This is a genomic window from Streptosporangium sp. NPDC000095 (assembly GCF_042899335.1).
Taxonomy (GTDB): Bacteria; Actinomycetota; Actinomycetes; order Streptosporangiales; family Streptosporangiaceae; genus Streptosporangium.
On the sequence record NZ_JBIAZS010000005.1, the window covers coordinates 209,104 to 229,133 of the forward strand.

The 20,030-nt window shown below is 70.7% G+C and carries 14 protein-coding genes; 6 read left to right on the forward strand and 8 right to left on the reverse strand.

Annotated features, from left to right (window positions below; all coding sequences use genetic code 11):
- Positions 1–79 precede the first annotated feature (79 nt).
- From ACFY3V_RS14125 to ACFY3V_RS14145, 5 genes are all read right to left on the reverse strand, one after another.
- A complete protein-coding gene (locus ACFY3V_RS14125; RefSeq protein ID WP_389773235.1) occupies positions 80–1,372 on the reverse strand; it encodes a homoserine dehydrogenase in 1,293 nt (430 codons plus the stop codon).
- 60 nt (positions 1,373–1,432) lie between these two features.
- Complete coding sequence (lysA, locus tag ACFY3V_RS14130; protein ID WP_362897495.1) at positions 1,433–2,815, reverse strand: diaminopimelate decarboxylase; 1,383 nt, start codon at positions 2,813–2,815, stop codon at positions 1,433–1,435.
- A gap of 353 nt (positions 2,816–3,168) precedes the next feature.
- Positions 3,169–3,981: a neutral zinc metallopeptidase gene (locus tag ACFY3V_RS14135; protein ID WP_362897494.1), complete on the reverse strand. Its 813-nt coding sequence runs from the start codon at positions 3,979–3,981 to the stop codon at positions 3,169–3,171.
- 43 nt (positions 3,982–4,024) lie between these two features.
- On the reverse strand, positions 4,025–4,780 hold the full coding sequence (locus tag ACFY3V_RS14140) for a DALR anticodon-binding domain-containing protein (protein WP_389773239.1): 756 nt from the start codon (positions 4,778–4,780) through the stop codon (positions 4,025–4,027).
- Positions 4,781–4,926: 146 nt separating this feature from the next.
- On the reverse strand, positions 4,927–6,834 hold the full coding sequence (locus ACFY3V_RS14145) for a glycosyltransferase (RefSeq protein WP_389773242.1): 1,908 nt from the start codon (positions 6,832–6,834) through the stop codon (positions 4,927–4,929).
- Between the two features lie 71 nt (positions 6,835–6,905).
- Between ACFY3V_RS14145 and ACFY3V_RS14150 the strand changes: the two genes are divergently transcribed.
- Positions 6,906–8,564, forward strand: coding sequence for an asparagine synthetase B family protein (locus ACFY3V_RS14150; protein WP_362897491.1), 1,659 nt, complete (start codon positions 6,906–6,908; stop codon positions 8,562–8,564).
- A gap of 554 nt (positions 8,565–9,118) precedes the next feature.
- On the forward strand, positions 9,119–10,840 hold the full coding sequence (treS, locus tag ACFY3V_RS14155) for a maltose alpha-D-glucosyltransferase (protein ID WP_389773245.1): 1,722 nt from the start codon (positions 9,119–9,121) through the stop codon (positions 10,838–10,840).
- A 75-nt stretch (positions 10,841–10,915) separates the two neighbouring features.
- Here treS and ACFY3V_RS14160 read toward each other — a convergent pair whose 3' ends face one another.
- The 3 genes from ACFY3V_RS14160 to ACFY3V_RS14170 form a co-directional block, all read right to left on the reverse strand.
- Positions 10,916–13,195, reverse strand: a complete 2,280-nt coding sequence (locus ACFY3V_RS14160; protein WP_389773248.1) for an FtsX-like permease family protein — start codon at positions 13,193–13,195, stop codon at positions 10,916–10,918.
- A gap of 193 nt (positions 13,196–13,388) precedes the next feature.
- Entirely contained in the window at positions 13,389–14,141 is a 753-nt protein-coding gene (locus ACFY3V_RS14165; RefSeq protein ID WP_362897489.1) for an ABC transporter ATP-binding protein, read from the reverse strand.
- Positions 14,138–14,644 carry a PadR family transcriptional regulator gene (locus tag ACFY3V_RS14170; protein ID WP_350948533.1) on the reverse strand — a complete coding sequence of 169 codons (507 nt, stop codon included), beginning with the start codon at positions 14,642–14,644 and terminating at the stop codon, positions 14,138–14,140. Before ACFY3V_RS14170 ends, ACFY3V_RS14165 begins: the two co-directional genes overlap by 4 nt.
- Positions 14,645–14,772: 128 nt before the next feature.
- Between ACFY3V_RS14170 and ACFY3V_RS14175 the strand changes: the two genes are divergently transcribed.
- The 4 genes from ACFY3V_RS14175 to ACFY3V_RS14190 all read left to right on the forward strand — a co-directional run bounded on the left by ACFY3V_RS14175 (position 14,773) and on the right by ACFY3V_RS14190 (position 19,998).
- A complete protein-coding gene (locus tag ACFY3V_RS14175) occupies positions 14,773–16,047 on the forward strand; it encodes an ABC transporter substrate-binding protein (RefSeq protein WP_362897488.1) in 1,275 nt (424 codons plus the stop codon).
- A gap of 103 nt (positions 16,048–16,150) precedes the next feature.
- Complete coding sequence (locus tag ACFY3V_RS14180; protein ID WP_362897487.1) at positions 16,151–17,479, forward strand: ABC transporter substrate-binding protein; 1,329 nt, start codon at positions 16,151–16,153, stop codon at positions 17,477–17,479.
- Between the two features lie 12 nt (positions 17,480–17,491).
- Entirely contained in the window at positions 17,492–19,126 is a 1,635-nt protein-coding gene (locus ACFY3V_RS14185; protein WP_389773254.1) for an ABC transporter permease subunit, read from the forward strand.
- Entirely contained in the window at positions 19,123–19,998 is an 876-nt protein-coding gene (locus ACFY3V_RS14190) for a carbohydrate ABC transporter permease (protein WP_350948529.1), read from the forward strand. The genes ACFY3V_RS14185 and ACFY3V_RS14190 overlap by 4 nt, the downstream gene beginning before the upstream one ends.
- The last annotated feature ends 32 nt before the right edge of the window (positions 19,999–20,030 follow it).

A 20,030-nucleotide genomic window follows, 5' to 3' on the forward strand; every position in this document is an offset into this window, starting at 1 on the left:
GTGCCGCCAGGAGGCGCGTCCCCGCCCTCGACCCGCCGCCCACGCGGACACGCGGAGGAGAACAGTCCGACGGATGCCGCTAGGAGGCGTCCTCGCCCTCCACCCGCATGACGCTCACCACGTCGCGGACGATGTCCAGCTCGCGCAGGCCCTCGATCGTGGCGGAGAGCGCGGCGTCGCTCGCCCGGTGGGTGACCAGCACCAGTTGGGCGTCCGCGCCGTGCCCCTCCTGCCTCACGGTCTGGATGGAGACGTCCTGCTTGGCGAACATGTCGGCGACCCTCGCGAGCACGCCCGGCTTGTCGGCGACGTCCAGGGAGACGTGGTAGCGCGTGACGGTCTCGCCCATCGGGTGCACGACCAGGTCCGCGTACGTTGACTCCTCAGGTCCCCGGGTGCCCGCCAGCACGTTGCGTCCCACGGCCACGATGTCGCCGAGCACGGCGCTCGCGGTCGGGGCGCCGCCCGCGCCCGCGCCGTAGAACATGAGCTGCCCGGCGGAGCGCGCCTCGACGAACACCGCGTTGTACGCCTCGCGGACCCCGGCCAGCGGGTGCGTCCTGGGGATCATCGCCGGATGCACCCGTACGCCGAACGACCTGCCGTCCTCGGAGCGGGCGCAGATCGCGAGCAGCTTGATGACGTATCCCATCGCCTTGGCACTGGCCACGTCCGTCGCGGTGATCTCGGTGATGCCCTCGCGGTGCACGTCGGCGGCCGTCACCCGGCTGTGGAAGGCGATCCCCGCGAGGATCGCGGCCTTGGCCGCGGCGTCGAAGCCCTCCACGTCGGCGGTGGGGTCGGCCTCGGCGTAGCCCAGCGCCTGCGCCTCCTCCAGCGCGTCGGAGAACGAGGCCCCGCTGGAGTCCATCTGGTCGAGGATGTAGTTGGTGGTGCCGTTCACGATGCCGAGCACGCGATGCACGTGATCACCGGCGAGCGACTCGCGCAGCGGCCTGATCAGCGGGATCGCGCCCGCGACGGCCGCCTCGAAGTAGAGGTCGGCGCCACCGGCCCTGGCCGCGGCGTGGATGATCGCCCCGTGCTCGGCGAGCAGCGCCTTGTTCGCCGTGACGACCGACTTTCCGCTGTTCAGCGCGGCCAGGATGAGTGCCCTGGCGGGCTCGATGCCGCCGATCACCTCGACGACGACGTCGATGTCGTCGCGGGTGACCAGGGCCTCGGCGTCCGTGGTGAGCAGGGCGGGGTCGACGTCGGCGTCCCGCCTGCGGCCCAGGCGCCGTACGGCGACCCCGGCGAGCTCCAGCGGCGCCCCGACGCGGGCGGCGAGGTCGTCGGCCTGCTCGTGCATGAGCCTGACCACCTGGGAACCGACGACGCCGCATCCCAGAAGTGCGACTTTCAGTGCCATCCGGTCACGCCCCCTTGTCACTCACACCGTGGACGGCGCTCTCGGCCGCTCCGGGTCGTTTCACAGCTGTCCTCTCAGCAGGTCGTCCTCGGTCTCCCTGCGGACGATCACGCGAGACACCCCGTCCTTGACCGCGACCACGGCGGGCTTGGGGAGGTAGTTGTAGTTGTTGGCGAGCGAGCGGCAGTAGGCGCCGGTGCCCGCGACGGCGATCAGGTCGCCGGTGGCCAGGTCGGCCGGGAGCCACAGGTCGCGCACGACCATGTCGCCGCTCTCGCAGTGCTTGCCGACCATGCGGGAGAGCATCGGCTTGGCGTCGCTCTCCCTGGAGGCGAGGCGCGCGGTGTAGTCGGCACCGTAGAGGGCGGTGCGGATGTTGTCGCTCATGCCGCCGTCGACGCTGACGTAGGTGCGCAGGCCCTCGACGTCCTTGATCGTGCCGACCTCGTAGAGCGTCACGCCGGCCAGCCCGGCGATCGCCCTGCCCGGCTCGACGGTGAGCTTGGGCACCGGCAGGCCGGCGCCCCTCGCCACCCTGCTCACGATCTCCCGCAGGTTGTCGGCGATCTCCTTGACGTCGGGCGCGGTGTCGCCCTCGACGTACGGGATGCCGTAGCCGCCGCCGAGGTCGAGCTCGGGCAGCACGACGTCGTGCTCGTCCTTGATCTTTACCAGGAGGGTGGCGAGGCGGGCCGCGGCCACCTCGAACCCCGCGGTGTCGGTGATCTGGGAGCCGATGTGGGAGTGCAGGCCGACGAGCTCCAGCTGGGGCAGGGCGAGGATCCGCCGTGCCGCCTCGGCCGCCGCGCCGCTGCTCAGCGAGAAGCCGAACTTCTGGTCGTCGTGGGCGGTCGCGATGAACTCGTGGGTGTGGGCCTCGACGCCCACGGTGACGCGGATCATCACCTTGGGACGCGTGCCGTGCTTGTCGGCGAGGAAGCCCAGGCGGGCGATCTCCTCGAAGGAGTCGGCCACGATGTGCCCGATCCCGGCCTCGACGGCCTTCTCCAGCTCGGCGAGGGACTTGTTGTTGCCGTGCATGGTGATCCGCTCGGGCGGGAACCCGACGCTGAGCGCGACGGCGAGCTCCCCGGCGCTGCAGACGTCCAGGCCGAGGCCCTCCTGCATGATCCAGCGGGCGACCTCGCGGCACAGGAAGGCCTTGCCCGCGTAGTGGACCTCGCCGCCGGAGAACGCGCTCGCGTAGTCACGGCAGCGGGAGCGGAAGTCTTCCTCGTCCACCACGTAGAGCGGGGTGCCGTGCTCCGCGACCAGGTCCCTCACGTCCGCGCCGCCGATCGTGATCGAGCCGTCGGCGCGGCTCGACGTTCGGGGCCAGATGGTCGGATCGAGCGCGTTCAGGTTTGCGGGTGCGTGCGGAGGGCGCTCCTCGGGCAGCACTTCTGCATGCCGGTCACCGGCGGGGTGGACGAATCGACTCACCCGATCGAGGCTATCGGACCCGGTGATCCCCCTGAGACGATTGCCCACCCATCGAGACGCGATCCTGCTCGAACACGCGAACTTTTTACGTTATGGGCCGTTTTGGCGACATATTTTAAGGTCGCACCGCGACACGATCCTCGGGAGAGACCGGGTGAGCGCGTTCCCGGAGGCCGGAGGACCGAGCGCTCGGCGTGGCGGGTACGGCGGGAAGCCGGACGCGCCGAGCCAAGCGTGAGGGTACGGCGGGAAGCCGAACGCGCCGCGCTCGGCGCGGAAGACAGGCCGGGGAGCCGGACCGAGCGCTCGGGTGCGGAGGGTACGGCGGGAAGCCCGGCGAAGGCCCGCCGAGCCTAGGAGACCTGCTCGGCGGGAGCGCCCCAGGTGTTGCAGGACCCCACGGTGCCGCCCTTCTGGCCGCGCAGCATCCACCCGGCGCTGCTCGTCCCCGAGCCGTGCGACTGCCGGTAGCCCGCCTCCGCCCCCTCGTCCGCGCCGGGGCCGCGCCCGGCGAGAAGGCGCAAATTCTCCAGCCGGCGCGGTGCGACGCCTCGCAGCGCCACCGCGGCCAGGCAGTCGGCCTGCAGTTCGAGCCGCCGCGACCACGCCTCGTCGAAGGCCTCGGAACCCCTCTGGTCGGCGATCCCGCTCACCTCCTGGACATGGTGGGCGTACTCGTGCGCGAGGGTGAACATCATCGGGAAGGCCCGCTCGCCCTCGACCAGCACGTTCACCACGCGAGGCCCCGGACAGTAGATCCCGGCCCAGTCGTAGTCGTCGATCCCGCACGCGGCCTCCTCGGGAGCGTCGACCAGCCGCACCTCCCCCGGCGGCTCGTAGTCGATCTCCGCCCGCGCCAGGGTGGCCGCCCACATCCGTTCCAGGCAGCCGGCCAGAGCCTCCAACGACGCCCTGACGTCGGCGTCGATGTCTTTCGGCAGGGTGTCGCAGCGGCCGTCGACCGGCTCGGTGTCCCCGTAGAGGCGATGCTTGGCCGCGGCCGAGATGGGCGAGCCGGGGGCGGTGCCGAGGAGCTCCCTGAGGTCTCCGCCGAGATAGGCGAGCCCGCCGAGGATGACGGCGAAGGCGAGCAGGGTCGGCAGCGTCCGCCGGACCACCCCTGATCGGCGCGGCTCGTGCGCCTCCCAGTCACGAGGCCCGACCATTCACCTCTCCCCTGATCCTTTTGAACTCCTTTGGGAGGGTCTATCACAGTCTCTCGGGCGCCGTCTCGCCAAGCGCCGTCAACGCCTCGGCCAGCACGTCCCGCACGGCCCGCGCCAGGCGCACCCGGGCGGTGTGGAGCTCCGACGGCTCCTCGTCCCCCGAGGGAAGCGCGGCGGCCCCCTCGAACGCGTCGTGGTACGCCAGCGCCAGCTGCTCGGCGTAGGCGGCCCACCCGGGGTCCCGGCTCACCCGCCTGCCATGGATCTCGGCCAGCAGCCTGAGCACCGCCCGGTCCCTGCGGTCCTCCAGCAACTCGGGCCTGAAATCCCCGCCGACGCCGAGTTCGACGGCCCAGCGCTGTACGGCGACCGCCCGCGCGTGCGCGTACCTGACGACGAACCCGGGGTTGGCCCACGTCCTGGGCAGATCCCCCCACGCGGACCCTCCCCCGAGCGTGTCCACGGGAACTCCGCCCTCGGCCACCGGAACGACGGAGGTGTCACCGGGGGCCACGGGGACCTCCCTCGCGGGAACGGGCTCTTCGCCCGTGGGCACGGGAACGGTCGCGCCGATCTCCGTGACGAGTTCGCCGGGAACGGCCACCACGATCTCCAGGAAACCCCGGGGCCGTACCCGGACGGCCGTGATCCCCGGCAGCGCGCGCAGCCGCTCCGCCAGTTCCTCGGGGTCCTCGCCCCTGCGCAGCGCGACCGGGGAGACGTAGACCGCCTCCCCCGCCCACGTCCCCCTGGGAATCGGCGGCAGGCCGAGAACCTCGCCGAGCGTGCCGGGCGTCATCGAAATCCCTCCAGCGTGGCGACCCCGGGCTTCGGCCCCGGAGAGGAAGTCAACCCGGCAGCCTGACTTCCCGGTGAGGTCGTCAGGCGGCGACGGGGGCGGCCGGCGGTCGGTGGCGCCGCCGACCGCCCGACGGTCGCCGGTGTTCAGACCAGGGCGTGCGGGTCGGCCGGACCGTAGTCGACGAGCTGGGCCGAGCCGAGCAGCCAGCGGTCACGGTCGCGGAGGCAGACGTAGCCGAAGCGGTCGGCGGAGAAGACCTTGATCCCGTCCGCGCGGCACTGCCGCATCAGCACGTCGGCCCAGTTGTCCGAGACGTCGGCGAAGCCGATGTCCCGCAGGACCGCGCGGCGGGCCAGCAGGGTGGCTCCCGCGACGTCGGGCAGGTAGGAGTACTCGGCCGAGGGCTGGCGCAGCACGGTCGCCGCGACGTCGCGCAGGTGGGCGTAGTAGGCCGCCTTGCCGACGATGTCGGCACTGGCGAACAGGAACGCCCGGCTGAGATCGGCCAGGTAGTGCTCGCCGTACCGGTCGCGGGCGTCCATGACCGCCACCAGGTCGCCCTGGCACAGGTCGAGGGCCCGGTTGAGCAGGCCGCCCGTGGTCAGGTTGGAGGTGGGGCGGCGCACCGTGACGTGCACGCCGTCGGGCATCGCGTCGCGGGCACGCGCCGCGGCGTCCGAGGCGTCCGACAGCAGCACCAGCTGCACGACGCCCTTCTGCGGCGCGACCTGGGCCAGCGCGTAGTCGAGGTCGCCCCGGTCGATCATGATCACCGAGATGTTCAGGGTGGCCCTGCCGCTGGGCAGGCCGATCGCGTCCAGCAGGTCGTCGACCTTGTTGGTCATCGTGCCCGAGGCGTACGCCTGGCGGAGCGCCAGGTGGGCGCGGCGCGCGTCGGGCTCGGTGCCGATGGGGGTGCCGCAGGCGGCGAGCTCCGCCATCCGCCAGGGCTCCGTGCCCGGCGGGCAGTCGACCGCGACGGGCCAGCGGTAGGAGGTGAGGACGTCCGGGTACGACAGGTGCCCCGGAAGCAGCTCCTCCAGCGAGAGCACCCGCTCGAACCGGTCCCCGGCGAGCGGCAACGGGTTGTGCACGCGCGGCTGGATCGCGAAGGGCAGGATTCCCAGCGAGGGCGCCCGGCGTCCCTGCTCGGGCTCCTGGGCCGCCAGCGCGGCGCCCCACGGCCCCACGGACTTGGGCAGCGCGGTCACGACGTGCTCGAACAGCCGGGCCGCGGCGACGAACTCGGCGGGCGTGCCCCCGGTGTGCCAGAAGACCGTGCGGATGCCCCGCTCCGCGCACCAGGCCAGCAGCGCGTGCAGTCCCTGGCCGGGCCGGCGCAGCTCCTCCGCCCACGGCCCCTCGGTCACCGACTCGACCAGCAGCAGGTGCGGGACCTCGGCGGCCAGCACCCTGGCGAAGTCCTTCGGCGTGAAACCGGTGGTCTGGCGCCACTCGTAGCGCAGCAGCGCCTCGCCGTGCGGCGCGGCGATCACGGCCGCGGTGAGGTGCGGGCGGGTGTTCGGGCCGGTCGGGACGCGGTACGGCTTGAGCTTCACCGGCCTGCCGCCGACGGTCCTGACGGAGCTGGTGGCCTGGAAGGACGCCCCGGGCACCGGCGCCTTGTCGCCCGCCTTGCGCGGCACCGGCTGGCGCTTGGGAGCGGTCGGGCGCTTGGCCGGCTTGGCCGCCCCACGCAGGCCGCGCGCCAGCCGCACCGGGTTGCTCTTGCCCGTCTTGATCGCGTCGCCCAGCCGTGACCAGCGGGCCACCTGCACCGAGGAGAGCTTCCACTTGGCCACCTCGGCCTGGTAGCGCTGCTCCGCCAGCTCCTTGCGGAGCTTCTCCTCGGCCGCGTTCGCGGCCTCGAGGCGCTCCTCGGTCTCGCTCAGCAGCTCCTTCACCCCGCGCAGCTCCTCGGCCGCACGTTCCGCATCGGCGATCTTGGCCTGTGCCGCGTCGAGCAGGCGGGCCAGCTCGGAAGCCCTCTCCGCGTGCGCCACCGCCTCCCGCAACGCCTGTCGTGTGCTTTCGAGTTGCTCGCCCGCCACGCCGTCCTCCGTTTCGTGAGCCGGGCGAAAGGATACCCTTTGGTCAATCGCGACACAGAGGAGTCAGCACGGTGCAGTGGCCGACGTTCAATGTGAGGCCGTACGTCTGCGGCGGCATCGGACACCTCGACGAGGCCGTCCTGGAGAGGTTGCGCGAGGCGGGGCCGCGGGTCAGACCCGCCGTCCAGGCTCAGAACGCGGCCCTGTTCAGTTCCTCCCCGCTGCCCCCGTACCGGCGCGACGAGCGCACCTGGGCCTTCGCCTGGGGCGAGCGCAGGCCCGGCGGCGCGGCGCCGTGGATCACGGTGGCGGAGACCTACGAGACACCCGGCCTGATCGACGACGGTGAGCGGATCACACTGCACACCGGAGGTCTCGGCCTCGTGGACGTCTACTACCTGTCCTACGGCGGGGCCGTCTACTTCTCCTCGCTGCTGGAGCCGCTGCTCTCCCTCGCGCGCACGCCTTACGAGATCAACTGGGACGCCTGGGCCTCGATCATCCAGCTCACCTTCCCGCTGCGCGACGACACCCCGTACACGCAGGTGAAACGGCTCGCGGGGGCGAGCGCGCTCGTCTTCGACCGGGCGTCGGACCGGATCGGCGTCGAGCGGATGCTGCCCCGCTGGCTGCGCGAGGAGCCCTACGAGGCGGGCAGGACCGCCGGGGAGATCCTGGAGATCCTGCACGAGGTCTACAAGGAGTTCGACGGGCGCCCGCTGCTGGTCCCGGTCAGCGGCGGCTACGACTCACGGCTGCTGTGCTCGGTGGCGGTGGCGCGCGGCGCCGACGTGGAGTCGTGGACGACCAGCCCCGACGACGGCACCGACACCGACATCGTCTTCGCCAAGGCGATCACCCGCGAGCTGGGCGTACGCCACAGGGTGATCACCCAGGACGCCGACGCCTATCCCGACGACGCGCTGGCCGCGGCGCGGCGACTGGAGTTCCTCACCCCGCACCACGCCTGGTACACCCCGTTCGCCCGCGAGGTGCACCGGGCGGGGCGGACCCTCGTCGACGGGCTGGCCGGCGGGCCGCTGCTGAAGAACTTCATGGTCAGCGGGGCCGCGCTCGGCGCCTCCACGCAGGCCGAGCGCAAGGCCGCGCTGCTCGGCTCGCTCGCGCTCGGCTCCCCGTCCGTGCCGTTCCTGTCGGAGGGGGCCGAGGCGTGGATCACCGACAGCGTGAGGCACGCCTTCACCCAGTCGACCGCGATGCTCAACGGCCACCGGGCCGAGCTGCCGCTCTCGGTCCTGCACACCAGGACCGCGCGGGGCATCGCCCGCTCCCCGGTCAACCTGGTCGGCCCCGAGGCGTCCTTCGCGGCACCGTTCATCCACCCCGCCTTCTTCGACGCGGCGCTCTCGGTCGGCGTGCACCGCAAGGACCAGGGGCGCTTCTACCGCGAGGTCCTGTACGCGGCCAACCCGCGCGTGGCCGCGCTGCCCTCCACCAACGTGGTCAAGCAGCCGCTCCAGCGGGTCCCGCTCCGCTCGGCCGCCGCACCCGCCAGGGAGTACGGCCACCTGATGCTCACCCGGGTCGCCGGCGCCGTGCCCTCGCTGCTGTCGGAGCAGCTCCACGCCGTGGTCGCCGAGGGCCCCGACGCGCTGGCGCGGTTCAACGGCTGGAACGACCGATTCTGGGTGCGCGGCCTGGTGCTGTTCGGCGCCTGGCTCGGCGACTACCGGGACCACCTTCCCGACCTCACCCCGCCCTGGAACTGATCCCCTCCCCTTCCGCGTCGGGAGCGGTCTCCGTCCGTCCCGTGCCCGCCCCGGCCCTTTCCGAGGCGTCCGTTCCGTGAGGGTTTCTCCGTGCCCCGGAGTGCCCCCGGAGTGCCCTGAGAATGCTTTCGGGAATGCTTCGGGGACCCGATGCGCAACATCCGCGCAAAGGACCGGCTCCTGGCCGCGCGGGAGGGTCCGTGTATCGGCCGGATCCCCGGGCATAGGACGAGGTCACCCCTCTACGGCGTGTCGTGTTTCAGGCAGGAAAACAATCAGCGACGCGACGATTACGCGGTCGTGGCGCGATGCGCGCGAAAATTCCGTGGGGCGGGGGCGATGTACCACGCCAAGAGGGCTTCGGGGGTCCCAGGTGGCTGGTAGTGTTCGGCCCAGAAAGCGCCACAACGGACAGCCCTGAATCACAAATTCGTCCTGTCCGCGGCCATGGAGCTCGTGGGGATGACGGCTCCCGCCGGCGCGGTCACCAAACATCATCAGCCGGAGCATCCGGTGACTTCGTCCTGCCCTTCATCACCGTGAGCGAGAACACGATGACCCCATCCCCCCTCCCCTCCCCTTCCCAGGAGTCCGTGGCCGAGGACTTCGTCTCGGCGGATCCCCAGTGGTACAAGCGCGCGGTCTTCTACGAGGTGCTGGTCCGCGGGTTCAAGGACTCCAACGGCGACGGCACCGGTGACCTGCGCGGTCTCATCGAGAAGCTGGACTACGTCGAGTGGCTCGGCGTCGACTGCCTGTGGCTCCTTCCGCTGTACGAATCTCCCCTACGTGACGGCGGATACGACATCTCCGACTACATGAAGATCCTTCCGGACTTCGGGGACCTCGGGGACTTCGTGGAGCTGATCGAGTCGGCGCACCAGCGGGGCCTGCGCATCATCACCGACCTGGTGATGAACCACACCAGCGACAAACACCCCTGGTTCCAGGCGTCCCGGCACGACCCCGAGGGGCCGTACGGCGACTTCTATGTATGGTCGGACACCCCGACCGGGTATCCCGACGCGCCGATCATCTTCATCGGTGCCGAGGAGTCCAACTGGACCTACGACCCGGTCCGCAAGCAGTACTACTGGCACCGCTTCTTCCACCACCAGCCGGACCTGAACTACGAGAACCCGGCGGTCCAGGAGGCGATGCTGGAGGTCCTGCGGTTCTGGCTGGACCTGGGCATCGACGGTTTCAGGCTCGACGCGGTGCCCTACCTCTTCGAGCGCGAGGGCACCGACTGCTCGGGGCTGCCGGAGACCCACGCCTACCTGAAGAAGATCCGCGCCGAGGTCGACCGTCTCTACCCGGACCGGGTGCTGCTCGCCGAGGCCAACGGCTGGCCCGAGGACGTGGTCGAGTACTTCGGCGACCCCGCGACCGGCGGCGACGAGTGCCACATGGCCTTCCACTTCCCGCTCATGCCGCGCATCTTCATGGGGGTGCGACGGGGCAGCCGCGAGCCGATCTCCGAGATCATGTCGCGGACCCCGAAGCTCCCCGACAGCGGCCAGTGGGGCATCTTCCTTCGCAACCACGACGAGCTGACGCTCGAGACGGTCACCGAGGAGGAGCGCGACTACATGCACGCCGAGTACGCCAAGGACCCGCGCATGCGGGCCTACCTCGGCATCCGGCGCCGCCTCGCCCCGCTGCTGGAGAACGACCGCGACCAGATCGAGCTGTTCACCGCGCTGCTGCTCTCGCTGCCCGGCTCCCCGGTCATGTACTACGGCGACGAGATCGGCATGGGCGACAACATCTGGCTGGAGGACCGCGACGCGGTCCGCACCCCGATGCAGTGGAGCCCCGACCGCAACGCGGGCTTCTCCACGGCCGACCCCGGACGCCTGTACCTGCCCGTCGTCATGGACCCGATCCACGGATACCAGGCGGTCAACGTGGAGGCGCAGCAGAAGAACCCCGCCTCGCTGCTCCACTTCACCAGGAACATGCTGGCGATCCGCCGCAGCCACCAGGTCTTCGGCACCGGCGTCTACAACGAGCTGTGGTCGAGCAACCCGGCGGTGCTCAGCTTCGTCCGCGAGGACGGCGAGGACCTGATGCTGTGCGTCAACAACCTCTCGAAGTATCCGCAGCCGGTCGAGCTCGACCTGCGCCGCTTCGCGGGCATGATCCCCGTCGAGGCGAGGGGCGGGGTGCGGTTCCCCCCCGTGGGCACCCTGCCGTACCTGCTCACCCTGCCCGGCCATGGTTTCTACTGGTTCTCGCTCAAGAACGCCGACGTCCCCGGCATCGACGGCTGAACCCCCCTTTTCCTGGACGGCCCCGGGACGGTCATCGTCCCGGGGCCGTCCAGGGTGAACGCCGACGGTTCAGGGTCATCTCGCGGTGACCGGGACCTGGGCGCGGGCCGCGTACCCCGCCGGGATCAGCGTCACCAGCAGGGCGCTCCCCACCGCGACGAGCACCGCGACGGCGAGCGTCAGGGCCGAGGGCGTACGGCCGATGCCCGCGCCGACGCCGCTGGTGTGCCCCTGCAGGTCGATCAGCCCGCCGACGAGTGAGGCCCCGGCCGCGGTGCCCGCGACCACCCCCAGCACGATCAGCAGGCCGGTCCCGGTGACCAGGGTGGCCGCCACCTGCCGGGGGGTGAGGCCCATCGCCTTGAGCACCGCGAGGTCGAGGGCGTGGTCGCGCAGGCCGAGGGCGCTCGCCGTCAGGAGGTTCGCCAGGCCGAGCAGGGCGAGCACGACGATCAGCGCCACGATCACCACGCGGATGATCGCGAGCCGTTCCGCCGGATTCACCACCCGCCGGACCTCGAGGGCCTCTCCCGAGGCGACCATCAGCCGTGCCCTCACCTCCGCCGGGTCGGCGCCCGGCTTGAGCACCAGACTGTAGAACTGCGGCGGCACCGCGTCCTTGGCCGCGAGGCTGTCGATCCCGAAGGAGAGCACCTCGCCGTCCTGGTCGGGCTCCACCACCCGGCCCACGAGGTGCACGATCAGCGGGGTGCCGCCGACGGTGAGCCGGATCCGGTCTCCGATCTTCACGCCCAGCAGGTCGAGCAGCCCCTGCCCCGCGACGGCCTCCCCCCTGGCGGCGTACATCCGCCCCTCGACGACCGAGAAGGGGTACGGCTCGGCGGAGGTTCCGGCGGCGCGGGCCAGCACGCTCCTGGTCTGCTCGGGCTCCAGCGCGGGCACCTCGGTGCCGGGGTAGACCGCCAGCACCCCGGGGTCGGCCCTCGCGATCCGCAGGGCGTCGTCGGCCGAGAGCTTGTCCGGGCGCACCGTGAGCGCCGCCGCCTGACCGACCCGCTCCGGGTGCCGCAGGAAGTCGTCCAGGGTGGCCCAGCAGCCGAGCCCAATAGTGATCATCATCATCGGGATCGCGACGCCGAAGATGCTCAGGAACGCCGGGACGCGACGGGTGAAGGCGTCCCGGGTGCCCAGAACCAGGGCGGGAGGCAGCCGTACGAGGAGCGCCAGGCGCGCCAGCCGGGACAGGTGCCTCCTGGGCGGCGCGACGGGCGCCGCGGGGACGGGAGGGGTACGGCCGCCCCGCCAGGCGGGCAGTGCCACCGCGATCAGGACCACGGCGGCGGTGCCGCCGGTGATGGCGAGCAGCGGGACCGGGGAGAGCGGAAGTATCGGCACCCCGTCCAGGACGAACGAGGCCGCGATCTGCCCGCAGACCAGTCCGAGGGCGATGCCGAGCAGCCCGAGCGCGCCGTGCTCGGCCATGAGCACGCCGAACACCTGGCCCCGGGTGTAGCCGAGGGACTTGAGGGTGGCGATGTCGCGCGTCTGGCTCAGCACCCGGCCGCCCACCGCGTTGGCGATGGCGAGCGCGGCGGCCACCAGCCCGGTGATTCCGAACAGCGCGAGCAGCAGGCCGAGCAACCGGTTGTCCAGCTCCATCGAGGCGCGGACCTCACGCCAGGTGGACATCCGCTGGATCTGCTCGTCCAGGAGGGTGACGGCGCCGTGGACGGCGGGCAGCGTGGCCTCCCCGTCGGCCAGGCGCAGCCCGGTGACCGACTCGCTGCGCCCCAGCGCGGGCTCGACCCTGGCCAGCACGGGCGCGAGCGTCCAGGCGAGGCCGGGCGTCCACTCGGGGTAGAACCCCTGGTCGGCGGTGTCGGCCAGGCCGACCACGATGAGCGGGTGGGTGGCGCCGTTGAGCGCGGTCACCGGGAAGGCTCCGCCCACCCTCAGGCCGAGCGCTTTGGCGAAGGAGCGCTCGACGACCACGCCGTCGGTGTCGCCGGAGCGCAGCGGGCGCCCCTCGCGGATCAGCGGGGCGGCGACCCGGGGCGGCGTCGCGGACATCTCCCGCAGCGCCACCGGCGACCTTTTGCCGTCCAGCGTGAGGGTGACCGGAGCCGACCGGTAGGGGCCCGCGACCTGGACCACGCCGGGCAGCCTCGACAGCGCGGCCGGGTCGGGGGCGTCCTTGGTGTGTATCCACACGTGCGCGCCCCTGGACTCGGCGAACAGCCCCCGCCACGGGTTGGTGCCGTCCTCCAGGAGGGTCGCGGAGGTGATCAGCGCCGTGACGATCCCGGCGACGGCGAGCAGCGTGAGCAGCGCCTGGCCCCTGCGGGCCCTGATGTCGGCGCGGATCCACCTCACGGAGGCGCGGACGGTGCTCACCGCGATGCCTTTCGCATGATTCGCGAAACCCGCGGGGCCCCCGGAGCCCGCGGGGCCGTCGGACCGGCGAGCCCCGAAGGCACCGGCGGAGGCGAACCCGTGATGCCGCGAGCGACGACGTCACCGACCCGGAAGAGCCTGGGGAGCACGGGACGGAGCGGCCCCTCGGACGGGGAGGGCAGAAGGCGCACCGTCAGCCTCTCAGCTCGACGACGTCGCCGGCACTGCCCTTGGGGCGGCGGCGGACCAGCCCGGCGCCCCCGTCGTCGACGACCTGGCCGTCCAGGAGGGAGACCACCCGGTCGGCCAGGCTGGCGACCCTGGCGTCGTGGGTGACCAGGATGATGGCCTGGCCCTCGCGGTGGACCTCGCCGATCAGGCGCAGGACGTCGCGGGTGTTGCGGCTGTCGAGGTTGCCGGTGGGCTCGTCCGCGAGCAGCAGGCTCGGCTCGTTGGCCAGCGCGCGGGCGAGCGCGACCCGCTGCTGCTCGCCCCCGGCGAGCTGCGAGGGGGCGGCGTCGGCGCGGGCGGTGAGGCCGAGCTCGCCGAGGAGGTATTCGCGGCGGCGGCGGGCCTCGCGCGTGGAGGCCCCCGCCAGCAGCGCGGGCAGCTCGACGTTGTCGGCCACGGTCATGTTGGCGACGAGATTGAAGAACTGGAAGACGAAACCGATCCTCCGGCGGCGAAGCAGCGCCCAGGCGCTCTCGCTGAGCGTGTCGGCCCGCTGCCCGTCGAGCCAGATCTCGCCGCTGGTCCTCGCCTCAAGACCACCGATCATGTGGACCAGCGTGGACTTTCCCGAGCCGGAGGGGCCCATGACCGCCACGAACTCCCCCGGGCTCACCCGCAGGTCGACCCCTCGCACCGCGGGCACCGGCACCCCGCCGTCCTGGTAGATCTTGACGAGGTTGACGGTTTCGACCACGGGAACCACGGGAGAGGTCAACTCAGCTCCTCCTGGCAGCGTTCGAGCCAGTCGAGGTCGGCCTGGAGGTGCAGCATGGCCCCCTCGACCAGCAGGAGCGCGACCTGGTTCTCCGGGTCGGTCCGCTCGGCGAGTTCGTTGAGGTCACGCATGAGTCCGAGGTAGTGACGGCGCTGGCGATTGATCATCGCCATTCTGTCGGCGATGCCGGTCATCGGGGCCAGCACGAGCTTCATGAAGAACTCGTCCCGGACCCTGGGGCCCTCGGTGGGCTCGTCCACCCACGTGTCGAGGATCTCGCGGCCGGCGGCCGTCAGGTAGTAGACCTTCTTGTTCGGCCGGTTGGACTGCTCGACGTCCACGGCGCGCACCAGACCGTCCTTCTCCAGACGGCCGAGCGTGACGTAGATCTGCCCGATGTTCGGTGAAGGGTAGGCGCTGCCGAAGATCTGTTCAAGTGCCTGTTTGAGCTCGTAGCCGTGGGCAGGTTCCTTCGCGAGGAGCGCCAGCAGCGTCAGCCGCACGCCCCACCTCCTCGGAGAGCTCGTTACGTGAGCGTTACGGGGTTATCCGTTGACGGTGATGATACCGCTATGCATAACATGCATGCATCTACCTAACACGTATGTAACCAACTGGAAATCGGGAGGTCATGGTGCGCCGACTCATCCCCGTCGCGCTCGCCGTGCTTCTCGTGGCGGGGTTGGCGGGATGTTCGGCGGCCGGTGCCCAGGAGGATGAGCGGTTCGGCGGGACCGGTCCGTTCACCCTGGTGATCGGACGCCCCGCGACCGCCTACCTGCAGCCACTGCTCGACCGCTGGAACCAGGCCCACCCCGGGGAGCGGGCGACCCTGCTCGAACTCCCCGAGGCCGCCGACGAGCAGCGGGCGCAGATGGTCGCCAACCTCCAGGCCAAAAGCGACCGATACGACGTGATCGGATTGGACGTGATCTGGACCGCCGAGTTCGCCGAGGCCGGCTGGATCCTGCCGCTGGAGCGCACGATGTTCCCGCTCGACCGGTTCCTGCCGCCGGTCGTCGACACGGCGGTCTACCGGGGAAAGCTCTGGGCGGTTCCCTACACCAGCAACGCCGGCCTCCTCTACTACCGCAGGGACCTGCTGGCCAAGGAGGGCTTCAAGCCGCCGAGGACCTGGCAGGAGTTGCGCACCCAGGCGCGCGCCCTGCACGACAAGTACGGCATCGGCGGCTACGCGGGGCAGTTCCTGGCCTACGAGGGCCTGACCGTCAACTTCACCGAGGCCGTGCAGTCGGCGGGCGGGCAGATTCTCAGCCTGGACGGCACCAAGGTGACCATGGACGTGGCCAAGGCGAAGGCCGGCCTTGACTTCCTGATGGACGGGTTCCGGGAGGGTTGGATCCCGGAGGAGTCGCTCTCCTACAAGGAGGACGAGGCGCAGCTCGCCTTCGAGGAGGGACGGCTCGCCTTCGCCCGCAACTGGCCGCACGCCTACGGACCGGCCACCACCTCGGCGGTCGCCGGCAAGTTCGGGGTGACCCGGCTGCCCGGTCTCGACGGCCCCGGCACCGGTTCGCTCGGCGGCTACAACCTCGCGGTGAGCGCCTTCTCCAAGCGGCAGAAGTCGGCCACCGAGTTCATCCGCTACTTCACCGGCCTTGAGAACCAGCGGCGGGTGCTCGCCGACGGCTCGTTCCCGCCCGTGTGGGCCGAACTGTACGACGATCCCGATCTGATCAGGCGTTTTCCCTACCTGCCGGTCCTGAAGCAGAGCATTCTCTCCGCTCGGCCCAGGCCCGCCGGCGCCAACTACAACCAGGTGAGCCTGGTGATCGCCAGCGCGGTCTCCAACGCCCTCACACCGCCTTTCGCGAAGGACGGCGACGGCGACGACGTCGTCTCCTCCATGAAGGGCCAACTCGAAGAGATAATCCGGGCCCAATGAGGCCGGGGCATCCCCCGGCAGAAGCCGTCATCCCCATTTCGGCTGGTTGTTCGTCCTACATATCCCGATTTCAAGCCTCAATGTCTCAGGAGGTCTGTTCAGTATGCGCAAAACCATCGCAGCGGTGACGACGGCGGGACTCGCCCTGGCACTCGCCGCGTGCGGCGGCGGCGAATCGGCCGCCCCCGCACCGGCCACGAGTGACAGCGCGCCCGCGTCGGCCCCGGCCGCCAAGAACCTCGAAGGGGTGACCGTCGAGGTCGCCGCCAAGTGGACCGGCGCCGAGCAGACCAACTTCGAGCAGGTGCTCAAGGCGTTCGAGGAGAAGACCGGCGCCAAGGTCACCTATGCCTCCACCGGTGAGGACACCGGCGCCTACCTTGGGCCGCGCATCGAGGGCGGCAACCCGCCGGACGTCGCGATCCTGCCCCAGCCCGGCCTGGTCCAGCAGTACGCGGACCAGAAGGCGCTCAAGCCGCTCACCGCCGAGGTCCAGAAGCAGATCGACGACAACTACACCCCGTACTGGAAGGAGCTCGGCTCCGCCGACGGCCAGGCCTACGGCGTGCTGGTGAAGGCGGCCCACAAGTCGCTCATCTGGTATCGCGACCAGGCCTTCCAGGACGCCGGTGTGACGCCCCCCGCCACCTGGGACGACCTGATCAAGGCCGCCCAGACGATCGCCGACTCGGGCACCCCGCCGTTCTCCCTCTGCGGCGCCTCCGGCTGGACCCTGACCGACCTGTTCGAGAACGTCTACCTGTCCTCCGCGGGCCCGGAGAACTACACCAAGCTCTCCAAGCACGAGATCCCGTGGACCGACCCCAGCGTGACCACCGCGCTGGAGAAGATCGCGCAGCTCGTCGGCAAGAAGGAGTTCCTGCTCGGCGGCTCCGCCGGCGCCCTGCAGACCGACTTCCCGACCTGCGTGACCCAGGTCTACGGCCAGGACAAGTCGGCGATGGTCATCGAGGCGGACTTCGTGGGCGTCACGGCCGAGCAGTCGGGCGCGAAGCTCGGCGAGGAGGCCAAGTACTTCCCGTTCCCCAAGGTCGGCGACACCGAGCCGGTCGTGCTGGGCGGCGACATCGCGGTGGCGCTGAAGGAGTCCGAGGGCTCGATGGCGCTGCTGGAGTTCCTCGCCTCCAAGGAGGGCGGCGAGGTCTGGGCGAAGCTTCCCGGCTACCTCTCTCCCAACCGCAACGTCTCGCCGGACAACTACCCGGACGACATGACCAAGAAGCTCGCCGAGACGATCATCGCCGCCGGTGACACGGTCCGCTACGACATGTCCGACCTCGCGCCCAGCGCCTTCGGTGGCACCGACGGCAAGGCCCTGTGGAAGTACCTGCAGGACTTCGTGCGCACCCCCTCGGACATCAAGGGCATCCAGGACAAGCTTGAGGCCGAGGCCAAGAAGGCCTGGAAGTAGGGGAGTAAGGCCGTGACCGACCGGTTAGACGGCCCGCAGGGTTCGCGTGGCGGCGACGACGACGCCGCCCGCGGTCCCTCCTCCGGACCTGACGACACCCAGCGGCCGGCGCGAGGCGCCGGCTCCCCCCACACCTCTGACGCCACCCCGTCCGCCGACGAGCCCTCGAAGACCTCCGGGACCCCTGAGACCCCGGAGACCTCGGAGACCTCGGAGAAGACGGACGGCGGGGACGGTCACCCGGCCCTCGCCGACGTCAGGTCGGACGACCCGGCCGCACCGGCCGCCGAGCCGGAGCTCGCCACGGCGGGGGCGGCCGCCCCGGCGGCCACGCCCGCGAAGGTGCCCGCCGGGGCCACCCGGCTGGGGCCGCCGCCGAGGATGGCGATCTGGTTCCTGCTGCCGGGCGCGCTCGTACTCGGCGTGATGGTGATCTACCCGATCATCTACTCGATCTTCCGTAGCCTCTACGACGCCGGCGGCAGCACCTTCGTCGGGGCGGAGAACTACGCGACGATCTTCAGCGACTCCTCCACCCTGACCACGATCAGGAACAACCTGATCTGGGTCGCGGTGGCTCCCGCCCTGGTCACCGTGATCGGCCTCGTCTTCGCGGTGCTGACCGAGCGGATCCGCTGGGCCACCGCGTTCAAGCTGGTCGTGTTCATGCCGATGGCCGTCTCCCTGATGGCCTCCGGCGTCATCTTCCGCCTCGTCTACGAGCAGGCCCCCGACCGGGGTGTGGCCAACGCGGTGATCACCTCGGTGACCGGTCTCTTCGGCTCCGGCAACGGCTACCCGGACGCCCGCCCCAGGGAGAACGACCAGTCCCCCGTCACCGCGGAACAGGGCGGCGGGGTGGTCACCAAGCAGCCCGCGCAGCCGGGGCAGGCGGTGCTCCTGCCGCTCGTGGGCGTGAAGCCCGACACCCTCGCCTCGGCCTCCACGGCGAAGGCGGTCCAGCCGGGTCCCGGCGAGCTGGCGGGGACCGTCTGGGTCGACTTCACCCAGGGTGGTGGCGGCGCGGCCAACGAGGTGGACGGCACCGAGAAGGCCCTGGCCGGGATGACGGTCGAGGCGGTGCAGGACGGCGCCGTCAAGGCCACCGCCACCAGCGGGGCCGACGGCACCTTCCGCTTCACCGGGCTCGCTCCGGGCGACTACCAGGTGCGACTGCCGCAGTCGAACTTCGAGGCGGCGTTCGGCGGGATCCCCTGGCTGGGCCCGACACTGATCACTCCGGCGATCATCGGCGCGTTCGTCTGGGTATGGGCCGGATTCGCGATGGTACTGATCGCGGCAGGGCTCGCGGCCATCCCGCGCGACGCGCTGGAGGCGGCCCGCATCGACGGGGCCACCGAATGGCAGGTGTTCCGCAAGATCACCGTTCCGCTGCTCTCCCCGGTACTGCTCGTCGTGTTCGTCACGATGATCATTAATACCCTGAAGGTCTTCGACCTGGTCTTCGTCATAGCACCGGGATCGGTGCAGCCGCAGGCCAATGTGATCGCGCTGGAGATGTGGCGGGTCTCGTTCGGCGGAGGCAGCAACCAGGGGCTCGGCAGCGCGCTCGCCATCTTCCTGCTGCTCCTCGTCCTTCCCTTCATGATTCTCAACATCCGCCGGTTCAGGAGGGACAACCAGTGACGACCTCCACCCTTGGCACCCCACCTCGCGGCGTCCTCGGCAGGATCGTGGACCGGCTGGGCAACGGCCTGGTCCAGGCGGTACTGGTGCTGGTCGGCCTGTTCTGGCTGGTTCCCACCCTGGGCCTGTTCGTGGTCTCGATCCGCGAGGAGGCGGCCAACAACTCCAGCGGCTGGTGGACGATCCTCACCAAGCCGGCCGAGCTGACCCTGGAGAACTACTCCAACCTGCTCGCCACCGGGTTCACCGCGTCGTTCTGGAACACCGTGTTCATCACGGTGCCCTCGACCATCCTGGTGATCGGCATCGCCGCCATGGCGGCGTACGCGTTCGCCTGGATGGAGTTTCCCGGCAGGGACGCGCTGTTCCTGGTGGTGGTCGGCCTGCTGGTGGTGCCGACCCAGATCGCGCTGATCCCGATCGCGAAACTGTACGGCTCGGCCGGGATCTTCGGCTCCATCGCGAGCGTGGTGCTCTTCCACGTCGCCTTCGGCCTCCCCTTCGCCATCTTCCTGCTCCGCAACTTCTTCGCGGGCATCTCACGCTCGCTGCTGGAGGCGGCGCGGATGGACGGCGCCGGGGAATGGAAGATCTTCTCGACCGTGGTGTTCCCGCTGGCCAAACCGGCGGTCGCCTCGCTCGGCATCTTCCAGTTCCTCTGGGTCTGGAACGACCTGCTCGTCTCGCTGGTCTTCGCCAACACCGAGAACCAGCCGATGACCAAGGCCCTACAGTCCCAAATGCGGCAATTCGGGACCAACGTGGACATTCTTGCGCCGGGTGCTTTCCTGTCGCTGATTATCCCGTTGATCCTCTTTTTCGCCTTCCAGCGGTATTTCGTCCAGGGGATGATGGCTGGCTCGGTGAAATAGTTAACAGGGGCAGGCCCGGTGCGGCACGCGCT